The following is a 13,381-nucleotide window of genomic DNA, read 5'->3' as shown; positions in this document are numbered from 1 at the left end:
TCACACCACCTCCCGGTGCCGCAGTGCCTGCCCGGAGGCGGCCTCGAAGACGTGCAGGCGGGCCGCCGGCAGGCGGACCCAGGCCGGATCGCCGGGTCGGGCGACGATGCCGGCCGGGACGGTGGCCCGTACCGTGGCTCCCTCGACGTCGACGTAGACGACGTCCTGGTAGCCGAGCGTCTGTGCCAGCAGCACCCGGCCGGCGGCCGCGCCGGCCAGCGGCTCGGTCGACAGCTCGACGTCGCCGGGCCGGACGCCGACGGTGACCGGGCCGGCGGGGCCGTGGTCGGCGTCGACCCGCTGGCCGAGCACGGTGACCCCGGCGGCGTCCCGGCGGCCCGGAAGCAGGTTGATCCGGGGGTCGCCGAGGGTGCGCGCCACGGTCACGTTGGCGGGCCGTTCGTACACGTCGGCCGCCGTGCCGACCTGCCAGGCCCGACCGGCGTCGAGCACCACCACGAGGTCCGCCAGCGCCAGGGCGTCGCTCTGGTCCGGGGTGGCGTACAGCGTGGTGACGCCGAGTTCGCGCTGGATCCGCTTGAGTTCGGTACGCATCTCGTGCCGCAGCTTGGCGTCCAGGTGGGTGATCGGCTCGTCGAGCAGCAGCAGTCGCGGACGCCGGACGAGCGCCCGGCCGAGCGAGACCCGCTGCCGCTGGCCACCGCTGAGTTGCGAGGGGAGCCGGTCGAGCAGGTGCGGGATGCGCAGCGTCTCGGCGACCTGCGTCACCCGGTCGGTGATCTGTGACCGGGACAGCGTTCCCCGGCGGACCGGCGCCCGCAGCGGGAACTCCAGGTTGCGCCGGACGCTGAGGTGCGGATAGAGAGCGTAGTTCTCGAACACCATCGCGATGTCCCGCCGCTCCGGCGCCGTGCCGGCGAGCGAGGCGCCGTCGAGGGTGATCTCCCCCGTGTCCGGCGGCACCAGCCCGGCGATCATGTTGAGCAGGGTGGTCTTGCCGGCCCCGGAGGGGCCGACCACGACCCCGAACTCGCCGCCGCCGAGCGTGAAGCTCAGCTCGTCGACGGCGGGCCGCGGGCCGCCGAAGGTCTTGGTCACCCCCGTCACCGTGAGCGTTTCCATCAGCGCATCCCTCCGATGAGGACCTGACGTGCCATGAAGCGGTCCAGCACCACGGTCACGATGGCCGGGGGAACCAGGGCGACGAGTCCGACGGCCGAGATCAGCCACCACAACGGCTGCGACTGCGCGTTGAGGGAGGTGATGTAGAGCGGCAGCGTCTGGGCGTCGTTGAACGTCAGCATGAGTGAGAACAGGAAGTCGTTCCAGGCGAAGAAGAACGACAGCAGGAACGCGGCGGCCAGACCCGGCGCCGCCAGCGGGAAGACGACCCGCGCCAGCCGCTGCCACTGCGGGTAGCCGTCGAGCGCGGCGGCGTGCTCCACCTCCACCGGGATCGCCTCGAAGAACGTGCGCAGCAGGTACACCGTCAGCGGCAGGTTCATCGCCGTGTAGGCGAGGATCATGCCGAACGAGCTGTCCAGCAGCCGCAGGTTGACGAAGACGACGTACAGCGCGAGCACCGAGACGATGGGCGGCATGATGCGCTGCGACACGATCAGGAAGGACAGGTCGTCGTTCCGGTACGGCCCGTACTTGTAGCTGTGGCGGGCCAGCCCGTACGCGGCGAAGCCACCCAGGATGACCGCCAGCAGCGAACTCACGCCGGAGAAGATGATGCTGTTGGCGAACTTGTCGAAGAAGTCGCCACCACCGTCGCCGAACAGCGTCCGCCATGCCTGCGTCGTCGGCTGGAAGTCCACGAACGGGATGAAGCGCGGCCCGTCGTAGATGTCGACCTGCTGCTTGAACGCGGTGATGAACGTCCAGTAGACGGGGAAGAGCGCGAACAGCACCCAGACGAACAGGACCGTACGACGGCCCCAGCCAGCGGCGCGCATGTCACCTCACCTCCGTGGTGACCGGGGCGTCCACGGCCTCGGTCGGGTCGGGGACGTCGTCGCGTTCCACCTGGAGGGCGGCGGCGTCGTCGGCGCGGCTGCGTCGCCGCCCGGCCCAGAACAGCAGGCGCAGCAGCACCATCGTGGCGATCAGGACGACGATCAGCAGCATCGTCGTCATGGCCGCGGCGGTGCCCAGGTCACCGCTGCGCAACCCGGTGAAGTACGCGCTCAGCGTGACCGTGGACGTCTTGACGCCCGGTCCCCCACCGGTCATCAGGTAGACGACGTCGAACAGCTTGAACGCCTCGATGCTGCGCAGCAGGATCGCCGTCATCGACGCCGGTAGCAGCATCGGCAGCATGTGGTCGAACAGCAGCCGGCGGCCGGACGCGCCGTCGACCATGGCCGCCTCCAGCGGCGCGGTCGGCAGCGACCGCAGGGCGGCGAAGAGGATGAGGAACATGAACGGGGTCCACTGCCACACGTCGGCGATGACGATGGCGGCCATCGCCGGCAACTGCTCGCTGAACCACGGCACCTGCGGCAGCCCGACCCGGTCGAACAGCCAGCTGATCGGCCCGTAGCTGGGATCGAACAGGGTCTTCCAGACGAAGCCCACGACGACCGGGGTGAACATCATCGGCACCAGCAGCAGCAGGCGCAGCGCGCTCTGCCCCCGGGTGCTGCGGTAGACCAGCAGCGCCAGGGTGAGCCCGAGCACGTACTGGAGCAGCACCGTGACCACGGCGAAGACCACGGTGTTCAGGAAGCTCTGCCGGAAGGTGTCGCTGGCGAGGATGGTGGCGTAGTTGCCGAAGCCGATGAAGCGGTGCTCACCGGTGATCGACCAGTTGCTCAGGCTGACGTAGATGGTGAAGCCGAGCGGGAAGAGCGCGAACGCGGCGAAGAAGGCCAGCGGCGGGGACAGCAGCAGGTGCTTGTGCCACTGTCCCCCGGCGGCCCGCGATTGCGGAGCCGCCATCACTGACCCGTCTGAAGCGTGCGGTAGAGCTCCTGCTGGGACTCCTTGCCGATCTGATCGGTGATCGTCTTCCACTCGTCCGCGCACCGTTGCAGCGCCTGCTCCGGCGTGCTCTGCCCGGAGAGCGCGAGCTGCGCCGCGGTGTCCAGCGCCTCGAAGTACCGTCCGGCCTCGGGGATGCGCAGGTCGAACTGCACGTTCGGGTGGTTGAAGGAGTCGAGCTGCACCTTCAGGTAGTCGTCCGCGTCGACGAACCGGGCGTCGCCCGAGTTCCAGGCGTCCGCCCGGAAGTGGTCGGTGCGGTACGGGCCCCGGGCGGTGCCCGGCGTGGTGACGCCGGTCAGCGCGTTCTCGGTGGTGTCGAGCCAGCTCGCCACGCTCCACGCCGCGGCGGGGTTCTTCGTGGTGCTGGTCACCGACGCGTGCCAGCCGCTCCAGCCCATGTAGGGGGCGCGCGACACCTCCGCCCGGTCCTCCCAGCGCTTGTCCGCCGGGTTCCAGAGCCGCTTCGAGCCGGGAATCGGCGCGTACCCGATCTTGTCCTGGATGGTCGACTGGCTCTTGTCCTGCGCGAGGACGCCGATGTCCGGCCAGTCGATGGCCAGCGCGTAGTTGCCGGCGACGAAGTTGCCGCGCTGGTCGCCGCCGCCGTAGGTCACCATCTGCGAGGGGCCGGCGGCCTTCAGCGCGGTCCAGTCCTTCAGGGCCCGCACCCAGCCCTCGTTGGCGATCTCCGGCTCCATCGTCCCGGGGTCGAAGAACAGTCGGCCCGGGTGGTCGGGGTGGGCCGCGTACGCGGCGGCGTGCGCGGCGAAGACGTACGCGCCGACGTCCTTGGGCTTGAGCGCCTCGAGCACGCCGTAGCAGGGCCGGCCGTTGCGGGCCCAGTCCCAGCCGGTGAAGAACTGGGCGCATTCGAGGTACTCGTCCCAGGTTTCGGGGACGGTGAGGGCCCGGCCCTTCTCGGCCTGGAACCGCTGCCGCGCCGTCGGGTTCTCGAAGGCGTCCTTGCGGTAATACATCATGAACACGTCGCCGTCGAGCGGCACGGTGTACCGCTCGTCGCCGAAGTAGGTCAACTGCTGCACCTTGGGCAGCACGTCGTCCCAGTTCTTGGTGTACCGGGTGTGCAGGTCCTCCAGGGGGCGGATGTACTTCGCCTTGGCGAATCCGGAGACCCAGCCGCCCGCGTAGATCACCACGTCGTACGCGTCGGTGCGGGAGGAGAAGGCCTGGAACAGCTTCGAGTAGAGGTCACCGAACGGGATCTCCACGATCTCGATCCGCCCGCCGGTCTGTGCCTCCCACTGGTCCTTGAAGATCCGCACTCCGGTCGACATGAAGCTGCCCACCGCCACCCGTACGGTCACGCCCTTGAAGGCGTCCGGGCCGGTCGGCACCTCGATCGGCCCGCTGTCGGCGGGGCCGCCGTCGCCGCAGGCGGTGAGGAGGCCGGGGACTGCCAGGCCGCCGCCGAGTAGGGCGGCGGTGCTGAGGAAACGGCGGCGGGACAGGCCCGCCCCACTGCTGATGTGTCGCGACATCGCGAGTTCCTTAGAATGAACGTGCACTTCTCGCTCGCCAGAGCAGGGTGTGGTGCTCGGCCGGAACGCTCGCGGGGGATAGCCGCCAAGCAAGCCCGTTCACGTTCCGGCCGGGCCGTCTAACCGCACGGAGAGTGACTACTTCCGTACGCGTGGAGCCGCGTCGTGATCAGTGGCCGCCGTTGATGATCCGATCGGCGAACAGCTCGGTGAAGCGGTCGGCGTCGACGTCGACCGCGACGTTCATGTTGGGTGCCTTCTTCTTCGGGATGGTCCGCAGGATGTCGTTGCGGATCAGCATGTCGCGCAGGATGACCGTCGGCGCGTACTCCGCGGCGACGTGCAGCTTGGCGACCGTGACCAGGCTCGGGTCGTACGCCACCGCGATGGTCAGCGGGTCGTGCAGCCAGATGCCGGTGTGCTCGGTGGGGATGCCGACGCTCAGGTAGATCAGCCGCTCCTGCTCGGGCCACGGTTCGAGGATGCGGTGGACCATCTGACCCGACCGGCTCTTCGCCGTCCGCATCGAGTCGATCTGCGCCTGGGTCATCGGCACCCGGAGGGTGACGTCGATCGGCACCAGCGTGATGTTCGCGTCGGACTCGAAGACGATCTTCGCCGCGACCGGGTCGTTGTTGAGGTTGTACTCCTCGATCGGCGACCGCGTCACGCCCTTCTCGTCGACGATCGGCACGATCACGCCACCCATGATGATCAGGTGCTTGAGGTTCCGGACGAACTCCGGGTCCTGCCGGATGGCCGCCGCGACGTTGCTGACCGCGCCGAGGGTGCAGATGGTGATCTCGCCCGGGTTCTCCCGGACCAGACGCACCATGAACTCGACCGCGCCCTCCTTCTCCGGTTCCTTGGTCGGCCGGCCGTCGTCGAAGACGCCCTCGCCCTCGAAGCCGAACATGAGCGCCTCGGCCTCACCGAGCGGGTCGCCGACACCGGCGTACACCGGCACCTCGGGAGCGCCGACGAACTCCAGGATCTTGCAGGCGATCTCCGCGCGCAGCCTGGTGTCGCCGTAGACGGTGGTGACCCCCTCCAGCTTCACCTCCGGCGAGTTCACCGCGAGCAGGACGGCGAACGCGTCGTCGTAGTAGGTGCCGATGTCGGTGTCGATGATCATCCGTTCCATGTGCTGCCACTCCTCCTTGTTGCGGCCGTCCGCCGGCCTAACGGTCGGTGGGACGGGCGGTCGACTGCCGGGTCACGAGCGAGACCGGCAGGGTCACGGTGCGACGCCGCGACGGCGCACGCTCCGGGTCGATGAACTGCAGGCCGGCGCGGGCCATCGCCACGACGTCCTGACGTACGGTGGTCAACTGCGGCGACGTGTAGCGGGTCAGCGAGACATCGTCGAAGCCGACGAGCGAGAAGTCGTCCGGGGCGTTCCGGCCGCGCTGGTGGGCCTCGAAGAGGGCACCGATGGCGATCAGGTCGTTGGCCGCGAAGATGGCCGTGTAGTCGATCCGCTGCTCCGTCAGGTGCCGGTAGGCGTTCGCGCCACCGACCTCCGAGAACGGGCTCTCCACGATCAGCCGCTCGTCCTCCGCCAGGCCCGCCTCGCGGATCGCGTCGAGGTAGCCGCGGCGTCGTTCCCGGCTGACGGCGACGTCGGCCGGACCGGCGATGTGCACGATCCGCCGGTGCCCGAGGTCGATGAGGTGCCGGGTGGCGAGGCGTGCGCCGGCACGGTTGTCGGACTGCACGACGTAGCCGCTGCTCCCGGGGAGGGCCCGGTCCAGCGCGATGAACACGAGACCGGCCCGGACGTACTCCTCGATCTCTGCCCGGGGCAGGCCGAGACCGACGACGAAGACGTGCCGGACCTGCTTGGACAGCATGCCGTCGAGGTAGCGGCGTTCGGTGTCGGCGTCACCGGCGGTGTCGCCGAGCAGGATCATGTAGCCGTAGCGTTGCGCCTCGATCTGGAGCGCCCGCACCAGGCTGGGGAAGAACGGGTTGCTGATGTCCGGCAGCAGCACCGCGACCGTGTCGCTGACCTGGGTGGCCAGCGAGCGGGCCACGGTGTTGGGCCGGTAGCCCAACTCCTGGGCGACCTTGAGCACCGCCTCGCGGGTCGTCGCGGACACCGTGCCCCGGCCGGCCAGGACACGGCTGACCGTGGACGACGACACCCCGGCGTGCCGGGCGACGTCATAGATGGTCAGCCGATACGGCTCCACCGGGGCGGTTTTGGACACGCTCTGACCTGCCCTTCTTCGTGCAACCGGTTGCTGCAACCGGTTGCCCACATGTTTCCGTCGTGTTTCCCGCCACGTCAAGAGGGGAGGCGAATCTTTCTTGAATCCCGTCCCGGCAGATGTCCGCGCAGCTCAGCAGCGTCGCGCGGGGCAACGGACCGCGACCTCCCGGTCACCGGGAGCAGACCGCAGGGGTACGGCTCAGGAGAGCGTCTGCGCGCCGATGACGGCCAGCATGCGGAGCTTCTCGTGGCTCTCGGTGCCGGGAACCGCGGTGTAGACCATCAGCGAGTGGGCCTGGTCCGGGTCGACCAGTCGCTGGCAGTTCAGTTCCAGCGCGCCGACCTCGGGATGGACGAAGTGCTTCACCTCGTGCGGGCGAAGCCCGATCTCGTGGTCCGCCCACACCCGCCGGAACTCCTCGCTCCGGGCCAGCAGCAGCTCGGCCAGACGCGCCGCGCGGGAGTCGGCGCCGCGGAGGGTGACGAGTTCCCGCAGCCCTGAGGCGTGCATGCGGCTCAGGAACGCGTGCTCGGTGGGGGCGTAGATGCGCCGGGCGGCGGGGTCGGTGAACCACCGGTAGCCGGAGCTGCGGGCCGGCCCGGTGTAGCGGGTCGTGTCCCCGACGAGCGCGACGCCCATCGGCGACTGCCGCAGGGTCTCGCCGAGTTCGGTCACGATCTCGGCGGGCGTGTCGTCCAGCCGGTCGAGCACCCGCAGCAGGCCCGGGCTGATGTGGTCGGTGGCGGCGCCTCTCGGGGGCGGGTTGTGGCCGGCCAGGCGAAAAAGGTGGTCACGCTCGTCGATCGACAGGTGCAGGCCCTGGGCGATCGAGGCGAGCATCCGCTGCGACGGCTGCGGACCGCGTTCCCGTTCGAGCCGGGCGTAGTAGTCGGTCGACATGTGGCAGAGGGCGGCGACCTCCTCGCGCCGAAGCCCGTCCGTCCGGCGTCGCTGCCCGCGCGGCAGGCCGACGTCCTCCGGCTGCAGTGCCGTACGCCGATTGCGGAGGAACTCCGCCAGCCCGCTGCGATCGATCACGACGCCCCCCTGACCAGTGCTTCCTCGTTTCTACCGCGCGCCGACCCGAGCTGCCACGACCTGCCGATCCCCCCTTGCGTGGCGCACGGGTGGTCCGGCGATCCGGTGATCGGCAGGTCCTGGTTACCGCCGGTCGGCCGGCCCACGATCGACGGCGTAACCGGAAAAGCCGCACCACCCGTCCGAGGGAGAGCGCCATGGCACGCACACCGATCGACATCACCGTTCCCGACCTGTCCGGGAAACGCGCCGTCGTCACCGGCGCGAGCGACGGGATCGGCCTGGGGATCGCGGCGCGACTGGCCGCGGCCGGCGCCGAGGTGATCCTCCCCGTCCGCAGTCACCGCAAGGGCGAGGCCGCGATCGGCACGATCCGGCAGGCCACCCCGGGGGCGGAGGTCTCGCTGCGCCGCCTCGACCTGTCCTCGCTGGCGTCGGTGTCGGCCCTGGGCGAAGTCCTGCGCGAGGAGGGCCGACCCATCCACCTCCTGATCAACAACGCAGGCGTGATGCGACCGCCGAACCGGCAGACCACGGCCGACGGCTTCGAGTTGCAGTTCGGCACCAACCACCTGGGCCACTTCGCGCTGGTCGCCCGGTTGCTCCCGCTGCTGCGCGCGGGCCGCGCCCGGGTGACCTCGCAGGTGAGCATCGCCGCCAGCCGAGGGGCGGTCAACTGGACCGATCCGAACTGGGAACGCTCGTACGACGGCATGCGCGCCTACCGGCAGTCGAAGATCGCGTTGGGGTTGTTCGGCCTGGAGTTGGACCGCCGGAGCAAGGCGCACGGTTGGGGCGTCACCAGCAACCTCTCCCACCCCGGGGTGGCACCCACCAGCCTCCTGGCCGCCCGCCCCGAGATCGGCCGCGCCCGGGACGTCCCGCAGGTGCGCCTGATCCGGGCGATGTCCGCCCGTGGCATCCTGGCGGGCACCGTCGAGACCGCCACGTTGCCCGCGCTGATGGCCGCGACCGACCCCGGCGCCGAGCCCGGCCTCCTGTACGGGCCGAGCGGCCTCGGCAACGTCGGTGGTCCGCCCGCGCGCCAACGGTTGTACCCGCCGCTGCGCGGCACCGAGGAAGCCCGGCGTGTCTGGCTGCTCTCCGAGCGGCTGACCGGGATCACCTTCGACGGGGCCTGAGCGTCGGCCGCCGCCCGCCCCGCGGGGTCACGTCCGCCGTCCACGTTGGATTGTCCGGCCTCGCGGCGCATCGGGCAATGGTCCGGCGCACCAGGCTCACGCTGCGGACTTGTCGCGTGGAACTGACACCTGGGGCGCGAGCGCCGGAAGGGTTGGCAGCCCTCGGGCACCCACCTACTCTCGGCCCCGGGGACAGTTCGACGCCTCGCGGCGCTGGGCGGCGTCGACCCACCTGTGCCTCGGTCGCGATCCGACGAGAACGGAGATCGTGTCATGAGCGAGACGACCCCAGCAGCTTTCGACCCCGCTCGCGATGTCGCGAGGATGGTAGACGCGGTCCTGGAGGGCGGCCCGGACCACGTCCCGGTCGATCTCCGCACGCACCGCGTGCCGTCGACCGAACAGAAGATCAAAGTCAGCTCGTACGGCGGCTACGAGCACTTCGAACGGGCCGGCGACGGTGACGCCGAGCCGGTCGTGTTCCGCTGGACCGGCCGCACCCGCATCGCGGAGTGAGNCCCCGGCCGCGCCCCTCACCGGGGCGGGTCCGGACGCGTCGGCGCGGTCGGAGAGCGATGCGGACGCACCGGGTCGTCGAGGCCGGAACCGTCGGCGCCCGTCGACGTCGACCAGGCGTCACCGAAGGCGGCGGTGAACGCCGCGTCGATCAGGGTGGGCAGATCGGACCGGCCGTCCCGGGCCGCCCACTCCACCAACGCGGTGTGCATGGCGGCCAGGCACGCGCCGGCCGCCGCGCGGACGCGGAAGACCGTGTCCGGGTCGGCGTCCTTCGCGAGCGTGTCGACGATGGCGCGCTGAAGGGCGTGGTGGGTGTCCAGGTGCCGGGCCCGGAGCGCCGGCGTCGTGATCATGAGGCGCAGGCGGGTCAGCAGGAAGCGGGTGTCCTCGTGGCCACCCGCGACCAGTGCCGCCGCGGTGTCGATGAGCGCGCCGCCGATGCGCCGGAGCAGCGGTTGCGCGGCGCAGGACGCGGCGATCCGCTCGGCGACGAGCCGGTCGTGCCGGTCGCCCAGCACGAGGTCCTCCTTCGTGGGGAAGTGCCGGTAGACGGTCATCGGGGAAACCCCGGCGGCCGCCGCGACGTCGATCACCGTGGTGGCGTCGTACCCGCGTTCGGTGAAGAGCCGGACCGCGTGCGCCTGGATGACGCGCTGCGTGTCGGCTCGCCGTCGCGTTCGCAATGTCGAGTGCCGCCCTGACATGTGCTATACGCTACCTCACTGATAGTTACTATCACTTAGACGGATAGTTAGTGAGGATGAAGATATGACGGATTTGTTGGGCAGCACCGCGCTGGTGACCGGCGCGTCCCGCGGCATCGGGCGGGCGATCGCGGTCCGGCTGGCCGCCCGGGGCGCGATGGTCATCGTGCACTTCGCCAGCGACAAGGACGGCGCGACGGCCACGGTCGGTGAGATCGAGAGCGCCGGCGGCGCCGCGTACGCCCTGCAGGCGGAACTGGGCGCGAACGACAACGTCGAGACCCTCTTCGCGGGTGTCGAGCAGGCGCTGGCCGGACGACCACTCGACATCCTGGTCAACAACGCGGCGGCAGCGCCCGCGGGTCCGCTCGGCGTCACCACGCCGAGCGAGTTCGACCACCTCTTCGCGGTGAACGTGCGCGCGCCGTACTTCATCATCCAGCGGGCCCTGCCGGTGCTCCGCGACGGTGGCCGCATCATCAACATCTCGTCGGTGGCGACCCGGATGGTGAATGCCACCCAGACCTCCTTCGCGATGACCAAGGGCGCCGTCGAGACGATGACCAGGACCCTGGCGAACCAGCTCGGCGCGCGGGGGATCACGGTGAACGCGGTCGCGCCCGGCGCCACCCGGACGCCCACCAACGGCGCGGCCTTCGCCCAACCCGGCCTGGCCGAACTCATCTCCGGCATGACCGCGCTCGAACGACTGGGCCGACCGGACGACGTCGCGGAGGTGGTCGCCTTTCTCGCCTCCGACGCGGCGCGCTGGGTCACCGGCCAGGTCCTCGACGCCAGCGGTGGCCTCTTCCTCGGGCCGCGCGTGTGAGCGACTGGGCCGGGAGGCCAGTTCCGGACTGTCGGGTTGGTGGCTCGTCCCCATTCTGACGGCCGGTGCCGCTCTACAATTGCATAGTTACCTAGGGGGAGGATGCGCTCATGGTTGCCCCGTTCGACGCGATGAACTTCCGGCGCACCCTGGGACAATTGCCGACCGGGGTCACGGTCATCACCACCACGAGACCGTCCGGCGAACCCGTCGGCATGGCGTGCAACTCCTTCACGTCGGTGTCCCTGACACCCCCGCTGGTCATGTTCTGCGCCGCTAACACCTCGTCCACACTCGTCGACTTCCGCACCAGCGGACGATTCTGCGTGAACATCCTCGGCAGCGACCAGGACGCGGTGTGTCGGCGGTTCGCCCTCAAGGGCGTCGACCGGTTCGCCGACGTCCGGTGGACCGCCTCCACCGCCGGTCCGCGACTGGCCGACGCGTTGGCGTGGATGTCGTGCTCCATCGAGGTCGAGCACCCGGCCGGCGACCATGTCATCATCATCGCCCGGGTGGACGACCTGCGGGTCAACGAGGACGAGCCCGCTCCGCTCGTGTTCCATCGTGGCCGTTACGGATCATTCGGCGAGGGAAGCACGAGGAAACCGCCACGGTTCCGGTCCGGTCGCGCCGCCACACCCTCCGCCGTCGCGGCAACCGTCGGTTGGGCCCCCTGACCGCACGAGCTTCATCCGCATCGATACGGTGACCAACGGGTCGAGCAACTATCAGCCAGCCGCCATCCGAACAACTCGCTTGCGGCTCGCGGGTAATCTACGTCCGTGCATCGGTTCAGGCCGTACGGGAAGCGACGTACGTGAATGGCGGCGGGGTCCGCAGTGACGCGTGTCACCGGATGGAGATCGTCGTCCCACCGTCGGGGTCCGTTCTGGCCGTCCGCGCTTCGGAAGCCCGCATCGTGACCTTGGAGCGCCCGTGATTCCCAGACCAGTGACCGGAAGCTTCGAAGTCTATGAATGGTGCCTGCGCCGGGACGGCTTCTCCATCGAGGACATCGCCCAGACATTCGGCTTCGATCTGGACCGGAGCAAGGAGATCGTCGAGAACCTGCTGGAGCTGCACCTCATCCGGGCCGCGCCCCGGAGGGAATCCTGGTTCCTTCCGGAGGATCCCGACGTCGCCTATTCCCAGGTCCTGACCCCACGCGAGCTGGACCTGCTCGAACGCAAGGTCGCCATCGGCCATCTGCGCACCGATCTCGCCCGCCTGTCGTTGCTCTTCCGATCGAGCAAGTTCGCCGGCCAGGCCGCGAACGCCGTCGAGACCGTGAAATTGCCGGAAGCGGTCAAGTCGCTGCTCTCCGAGGCGACGGCCAACGCCTCCCGGGAGGTCGTCTTCATGCGGCCGGAGACCGAACGGCCGGCCGCCGAGCGGGAGGAGGAACAGGCCAAGGACTTCCAGTTGCTGGAGCGGGGCGTGCAGCTACGGATCCTCTACCAGCACACCGCCCGGTTCGACCTGCCCACCCGGGAGCATGCGGAGAACCTCCTCGCGGCGGGCGCGGAGATTCGCACCGCCGGCGCGCTCTTCAGCCGGTTGACCATCTTCGACCGCGCCACCGCCTTCATCCCGTCGAGCGACGACGAGGACGGCGCCCTGGTGGTGCAGGAACACTCATTGATCAAGTTCCTGCAATCATGTTTCGAGCACGCCTGGGCGACCGCGAAGAAGTTCGACACCGGGCGTGCCCAGATCGACGCCATCAGCCAGGAGACGAAGAAGGAAATCGTCAAGATGCTGATCTCCGGCGCCAAGGACGAGGCCATCGCCCGGCGTCTCGGCGTCTCGGTGCGCACCTGCCGCAAGCACATCGGGCAGTTGATGCTGATGTTCGGCGCGACGAGCCGGTTCCAGTTCGGCTACCTGGTCAAAGAAGCCAACCTCGAAGAGGACGTGTAGCGAACCATCATCCACAATACTCGTGCCGGGCCCGCGGAGTGAGAAGAAAGCTCATTCCCTGATACGATCGGTCCCCAATTCATGTGGATAGTCGCGAAAGGACTCCGATGATCGAAGAAGAGTCGCCAGCCCAGAATGTCGAGACTTTGACCCTCGGCCCGGGTTGCTTCTGGTCCTTCGATGCGGTGGCTCGCCGGACCCCGGGAGTCGTCTCGAGCGTCGCCGGTTTCGCCGGCGATCACGGGCCGCCGCCCGACTACGACGCCTACGTACGGTACGGGCTCAACCCGCAGAAGTTCGTCGAGGCGGTGCAGTTGCAGTTCCGGCCGGACGAGGTGTCCCTGGAGGACGTGCTGCTGCTCTTCTTCCAGAGCCACGACCCGACGACGCCGAACCGGAGCGGCGCCGACGTCGGCTCCGTCTACCACTCGACGATCTTCTACGCGAGTGAAGATCAGCGGGTCCGCTCCGAGAAGGTGATGGAGCAGGTGCAGCAGCAGATCGGCCAGAAGATCGTGACCGACCTGCGGCCGTACGAGCAGTTCTTCGAGGCCGATGA

14 protein-coding genes are annotated in these 13,381 nt (G+C 69.4%); 6 read left to right on the top strand and 8 right to left on the bottom strand.

Annotated elements, in window-relative coordinates:
• From B1205_RS16410 to B1205_RS16380, 7 genes are all read right to left on the bottom strand, one after another.
• Complete coding sequence (locus B1205_RS16410) at positions 1-1,083, bottom strand: ABC transporter ATP-binding protein (protein ID WP_089156428.1); 1,083 nt, start codon at positions 1,081-1,083, stop codon at positions 1-3.
• Positions 1,083-1,922, bottom strand: coding sequence for a carbohydrate ABC transporter permease (locus tag B1205_RS16405; RefSeq protein WP_089156427.1), 840 nt, complete (start codon positions 1,920-1,922; stop codon positions 1,083-1,085). Before B1205_RS16405 ends, B1205_RS16410 begins: the two co-directional genes overlap by 1 nt.
• 1 nt (position 1,923) lies before the next feature.
• A complete protein-coding gene (locus B1205_RS16400) occupies positions 1,924-2,907 on the bottom strand; it encodes a carbohydrate ABC transporter permease (protein WP_089156426.1) in 984 nt (327 codons plus the stop codon).
• Positions 2,907-4,451 carry an ABC transporter substrate-binding protein gene (locus B1205_RS16395; protein WP_089156425.1) on the bottom strand — a complete coding sequence of 515 codons (1,545 nt, stop codon included), beginning with the start codon at positions 4,449-4,451 and terminating at the stop codon, positions 2,907-2,909. The genes B1205_RS16400 and B1205_RS16395 overlap by 1 nt, the downstream gene beginning before the upstream one ends.
• Positions 4,452-4,620: 169 nt before the next feature.
• Entirely contained in the window at positions 4,621-5,595 is a 975-nt protein-coding gene (locus B1205_RS16390; protein WP_089156424.1) for a nucleoside hydrolase, read from the bottom strand.
• 37 nt (positions 5,596-5,632) lie between these two features.
• A complete protein-coding gene (locus tag B1205_RS16385) occupies positions 5,633-6,664 on the bottom strand; it encodes a LacI family DNA-binding transcriptional regulator (protein ID WP_176308647.1) in 1,032 nt (343 codons plus the stop codon).
• 201 nt (positions 6,665-6,865) lie between these two features.
• Complete coding sequence (locus tag B1205_RS16380; RefSeq protein WP_089156422.1) at positions 6,866-7,705, bottom strand: helix-turn-helix transcriptional regulator; 840 nt, start codon at positions 7,703-7,705, stop codon at positions 6,866-6,868.
• Positions 7,706-7,902: 197 nt separating this feature from the next.
• On the opposite strand from B1205_RS16380, the gene B1205_RS16375 reads away from it, so the two are divergent.
• Together B1205_RS16375 and B1205_RS16370 are read left to right on the top strand one after the other, a co-directional pair.
• Positions 7,903-8,847 (top strand): SDR family oxidoreductase, encoded by a 945-nt coding sequence (locus B1205_RS16375; protein WP_089156421.1) that lies wholly within the window; start codon positions 7,903-7,905, stop codon positions 8,845-8,847.
• A 273-nt stretch (positions 8,848-9,120) separates the two neighbouring features.
• Positions 9,121-9,363 (top strand): DUF5988 family protein, encoded by a 243-nt coding sequence (locus B1205_RS16370; RefSeq protein WP_089156420.1) that lies wholly within the window; start codon positions 9,121-9,123, stop codon positions 9,361-9,363.
• A 17-nt stretch (positions 9,364-9,380) separates the two neighbouring features.
• On the opposite strand, the gene B1205_RS16365 is transcribed toward B1205_RS16370, so the two are convergent.
• On the bottom strand, positions 9,381-10,070 hold the full coding sequence (locus B1205_RS16365; RefSeq protein ID WP_089156419.1) for a TetR/AcrR family transcriptional regulator: 690 nt from the start codon (positions 10,068-10,070) through the stop codon (positions 9,381-9,383).
• A 64-nt stretch (positions 10,071-10,134) separates the two neighbouring features.
• Here B1205_RS16365 and B1205_RS16360 point away from each other — a divergent pair, with 64 nt between their 5' ends.
• From B1205_RS16360 to B1205_RS29800, 4 genes are all read left to right on the top strand, one after another.
• The gene (locus B1205_RS16360) at positions 10,135-10,899 is read left to right on the top strand and encodes an SDR family oxidoreductase (protein WP_089156418.1); all 765 of its coding nucleotides are present in this window, start codon (positions 10,135-10,137) and stop codon (positions 10,897-10,899) included.
• Positions 10,900-11,009: 110 nt separating this feature from the next.
• A complete protein-coding gene (locus B1205_RS16355) occupies positions 11,010-11,579 on the top strand; it encodes a flavin reductase family protein (RefSeq protein ID WP_089156417.1) in 570 nt (189 codons plus the stop codon).
• 169 nt (positions 11,580-11,748) lie between these two features.
• Positions 11,749-12,822, top strand: coding sequence for a LuxR C-terminal-related transcriptional regulator (locus B1205_RS16350; protein ID WP_176308646.1), 1,074 nt, complete (start codon positions 11,749-11,751; stop codon positions 12,820-12,822).
• Between the two features lie 185 nt (positions 12,823-13,007).
• On the top strand, positions 13,008-13,381 hold a 374-nt coding region (locus tag B1205_RS29800; RefSeq protein ID WP_176308645.1), incomplete at its 3' end, for a peptide-methionine (S)-S-oxide reductase.

It is taken from the genome of Micromonospora sp. NBS 11-29 (assembly GCF_002140155.1).
Classification (GTDB): Bacteria; Actinomycetota; Actinomycetes; order Mycobacteriales; family Micromonosporaceae; genus Micromonospora.
Note: the sequence above shows the minus strand (reverse complement) of the source record. Positions and strands in the feature narration are given on the sequence as shown.

What these genes read in the sequence shown, in the direction of transcription:
- B1205_RS16395 (WP_089156425.1), bottom strand. Translation starts at nt 4,451, where the DNA reads ATGTCGCGACACATCAGCAGTGGGGCGGGCCTGTCCCGCCGCCGTTTC.
- B1205_RS16370 (WP_089156420.1), top strand. Translation starts at nt 9,121, where the DNA reads ATGAGCGAGACGACCCCAGCAGCTTTCGACCCCGCTCGCGATGTCGCG.
- B1205_RS16365 (WP_089156419.1), bottom strand. Translation starts at nt 10,070, where the DNA reads ATGTCAGGGCGGCACTCGACATTGCGAACGCGACGGCGAGCCGACACG.
- B1205_RS16400 (WP_089156426.1), bottom strand. Translation starts at nt 2,907, where the DNA reads ATGGCGGCTCCGCAATCGCGGGCCGCCGGGGGACAGTGGCACAAGCAC.
- B1205_RS16375 (WP_089156421.1), top strand. Translation starts at nt 7,903, where the DNA reads ATGGCACGCACACCGATCGACATCACCGTTCCCGACCTGTCCGGGAAA.
- B1205_RS16360 (WP_089156418.1), top strand. Translation starts at nt 10,135, where the DNA reads ATGACGGATTTGTTGGGCAGCACCGCGCTGGTGACCGGCGCGTCCCGC.
- B1205_RS16355 (WP_089156417.1), top strand. Translation starts at nt 11,010, where the DNA reads ATGGTTGCCCCGTTCGACGCGATGAACTTCCGGCGCACCCTGGGACAA.
- B1205_RS16405 (WP_089156427.1), bottom strand. Translation starts at nt 1,922, where the DNA reads ATGCGCGCCGCTGGCTGGGGCCGTCGTACGGTCCTGTTCGTCTGGGTG.
- B1205_RS16390 (WP_089156424.1), bottom strand. Translation starts at nt 5,595, where the DNA reads ATGGAACGGATGATCATCGACACCGACATCGGCACCTACTACGACGAC.
- B1205_RS16410 (WP_089156428.1), bottom strand. Translation starts at nt 1,083, where the DNA reads ATGGAAACGCTCACGGTGACGGGGGTGACCAAGACCTTCGGCGGCCCG.